Annotated in this window: 3 protein-coding genes; all 3 read right to left on the bottom strand. The window is 31.6% G+C overall.

What is annotated here, in order from left to right; all coding sequences use genetic code 11:
• Window positions 1-9: 9 nt before the first annotated feature.
• A complete protein-coding gene (locus tag AA81_RS00655; RefSeq protein WP_103897893.1) occupies window positions 10-633 on the bottom strand; it encodes a flagellar hook assembly protein FlgD in 624 nt (207 codons plus the stop codon).
• Window positions 626-2,545 carry a flagellar hook-length control protein FliK gene (gene fliK, locus AA81_RS00650; RefSeq protein WP_103897892.1) on the bottom strand — a complete coding sequence of 640 codons (1,920 nt, stop codon included), beginning with the start codon at window positions 2,543-2,545 and terminating at the stop codon, window positions 626-628. Before fliK ends, AA81_RS00655 begins: the two co-directional genes overlap by 8 nt.
• A 2-nt stretch (window positions 2,546-2,547) precedes the next feature.
• A partial coding sequence (locus AA81_RS14085; protein WP_211292615.1) for a MotE family protein occupies window positions 2,548-2,976 on the bottom strand: 429 nt, incomplete at its 5' end.

Below are 2,976 nucleotides of genomic sequence, written 5' to 3'. Positions count from 1 at the left end.
ATATACATTTCACCGTTGTATAATTAGGTTAAGTTCTTTGTCTAAGAACTTCACCGCTTCGACAGTTCCACTTTTTACACCAGAGTTTGAAACCATTTGGCCATTTTCTACTGTGTAAATTCCATAGAGATATTCTCCATCAGGCATCATAATTCCATCGCTGTTTCTTCCGCTCCAAACATATGAGTGTAACCCTGCTTCCTGCACACCCAAATCTTCTGTGTAAACTACTTGTCCCTTTGAATCATAAATCTCTAAATATACTTGGGAGCTGTTGTCTAATCCATAGTTTAATCCTTCTGCTACCCCACTTTGCAAGACAATCGTGTTGTCATTCACCACAACGGTTTTTCCTATCAAGCTTGCAGCTTGCAATTTATTGAGCGACATTTGGGAGTTAACCATTTCTTGAATTGCCTGGCTCATATTGGTTATTTGTTCAGTGGAAGATAGTTGAGAAAGCTGAGCTACAAGATCTTTGTTCTCCATCGGTTGAGTCGGATCCTGGTTTTGTAATTCTGTAACCAGCAGTTCTAAAAAAGCTTCTTTGTCTAATTCTTTTTTGATTTCTCTGTCCTTTTTTGCATCATATGTACTTTGATATATAGAATCCATCGATACTGAGTTAAGCATTCAAATCACTCCTTAAATAATCATCAAAGGTGTAGTAGGTGCCTTCTTCTGGCTGATCGTCATTCTGGTTATCTTCATTGTATTTTTTCTGCTCTTGCTCTTGTTGCTGTTGTTGATTTTGATCGGCTAAATAATGTTCTTCTTGTGTGACATTCACTTTTATATTGATGGGTTGGTATCCTTCATCCCTTAAATTTCCAACTAAAGACTGTAATGTTTTTGATATAATATTTTTTGCATTTTCTGTTTCCGTTGATATATTAACAGTTACAGCTTGCCCGTTTTTTAAGATTTGAATATCAACTTTTCCTAAGTCTGGAGGAGATATTTTGACTGAGAAACTTTCGTTTAGAAAAGTTTGAGTGTTTTTAGAAATAATTACTTCCTTTATTTGAGCGTTTAAATCTTTTAGATTAGTTGTAGGGATACCGTCTCGTATATTATTTTTGTTGATTTGTAGGGATTTTAAATCTATTTCATTAGTGCTTGGATTGGTTTTTAATTGTTCGATATCTAAATTCTTGCTGACGTCTCCTAAATTACTGGATGGTGTAAGTTTTACTGTATTATCTTTTTGTAATTCTGATTTTTTATCTTTATTTGTATTGCTTTCTCTGGTTTCATAAGGGTCTAAATATACATTCTTACCGAAGTTGTTTTTTGTATTTAAAAGATCCACTTTTGAATCAAATTGTTTTGATTTTATAGAATCATTATTCTCATTTTTATTATTCTTTATTTCATTGGTGTTTCCCTTAATCAAGGAATTGTTTATGAGATTTGTTTCTTCAATTATGCTTGATAAAGAGTTTCCCGTCTTTGAATTATTGGTGTTAATTATATCCATAGCAGTTTTAATTATATTTAATTCGTCAGGTGTAAATTCTGTTTTAAAAGATGAGAGTATTTTTTGAGCTTGCTCTAATGTATTGGTTTCATTTTTGTTTTCTACGTTTTTTGAGCTTTCTTCCATTGTAGATAATAATTTTTGAATATCAGGATCAACAATCTGATTGGTTTCTTTTGAACCTTTTGAATGGAGGTTGTTTTGTGACATAGTGGAGGGACTTTCCTCAGTTATTTCACTATTACTAGCCTTATTTTCTTTCATGATAATGTTAAATGCTTTTTGTAGTACCTCTTTGTCTTCTTCTGTAAGTTGTGTTTTAGAGGAGGATAATATTTTTTGAGCTTGCTCTAGTGTATTAATTTCATTTTTGTTTTTTGTTCTTTTTAAGCTTTCTTCTATTCTAGATAATAATTTTTGGATATCAGAGTTGACAATCTGATTGGCTTCTTGTGAACCTTTTGAATGGAGGCTGTTTTGTAACATAATATTGGGACTTTCTTCTATGGAATTAGAATACTTGATTAAACCTTCTAGAGGTATTTCACTATTACTACCCTTTCTTTCTTTTATAATAATGCTAAAAGCTTTTTGTAATACCTCTATGTCATCATCTGTAAACTCCGTTTTAGAGGAGGATAATATTTTTTGAGCTTGAATTAATAATTCCTTTTCATTGATGTCTTTAGTGTTTTTAGTAAAAGTTTCTATGAGTAAGAGTAATTGATCGACGTTCAATTGAATCTTTTTGTTTTTTTTAGTGTTTGAAATTATTAAATCTTTCGAATCAATCGTATTCAGTGTGATCGATGACTTATTATTTGTTTTTTCGTCGGTTTTAATTAAAAGTTTGATAGAATCGTTGTTTTTATCATTATTTATCACTTCTTTTTCAGGCATAGGAGAGTTTTTAAAACCAAGACTTTCTTCTTCTATGTTGCTAAAAATATCTTGAAGTTTTTGATCGAAGGATTCTATTTTAGCATTAGAGGCATTCGCAGTAAAATGATTAATGTTTTTTGATTTAGGTAAATTTGTTATAAGATCAGTTAAGGCAATATTCAAAATTATTCGCTCCTTTTTTCTCCCGTTTTGGCAATTACTTCAGCAGCTTTTTGTGGGTTAACAAGCGCAAGGGCTTGCAGTATTTCAGCGGCTGATTTTGATTCAAGGGTTGCAAGTGCATCAACTAGTAATTCCACACTTACTTCTTCTCTACTTAAAGCATTGGCAATTTGTTGAGGGGTTGATCTAGCGAGCCAATTGGCTAAGGTATTTATTCTTGTGTTGTAATCGTTGTATTGATCAATTTTTTGTTGATATTCTTGATTTAACTTTTCTAATTCTTCTCTTTGAGCCATTAACTTTGTACTTTCTTGTGAAATTTGGTCTAAAAGTTTTTGTAATTCATTTTGTTCGGCAATTAATTTTTCTCTTTCGTCTAGTATAGCTTTGAGTTTGGTATCTAGCAATTCCTTTTGCAAATAGAAAGGATC

This window comes from Petrotoga halophila DSM 16923 (assembly GCF_002924615.1).
The sequence above is the reverse complement of the archived record's forward strand: the minus strand, read 5'-3'. Positions and strand labels throughout refer to the sequence as shown.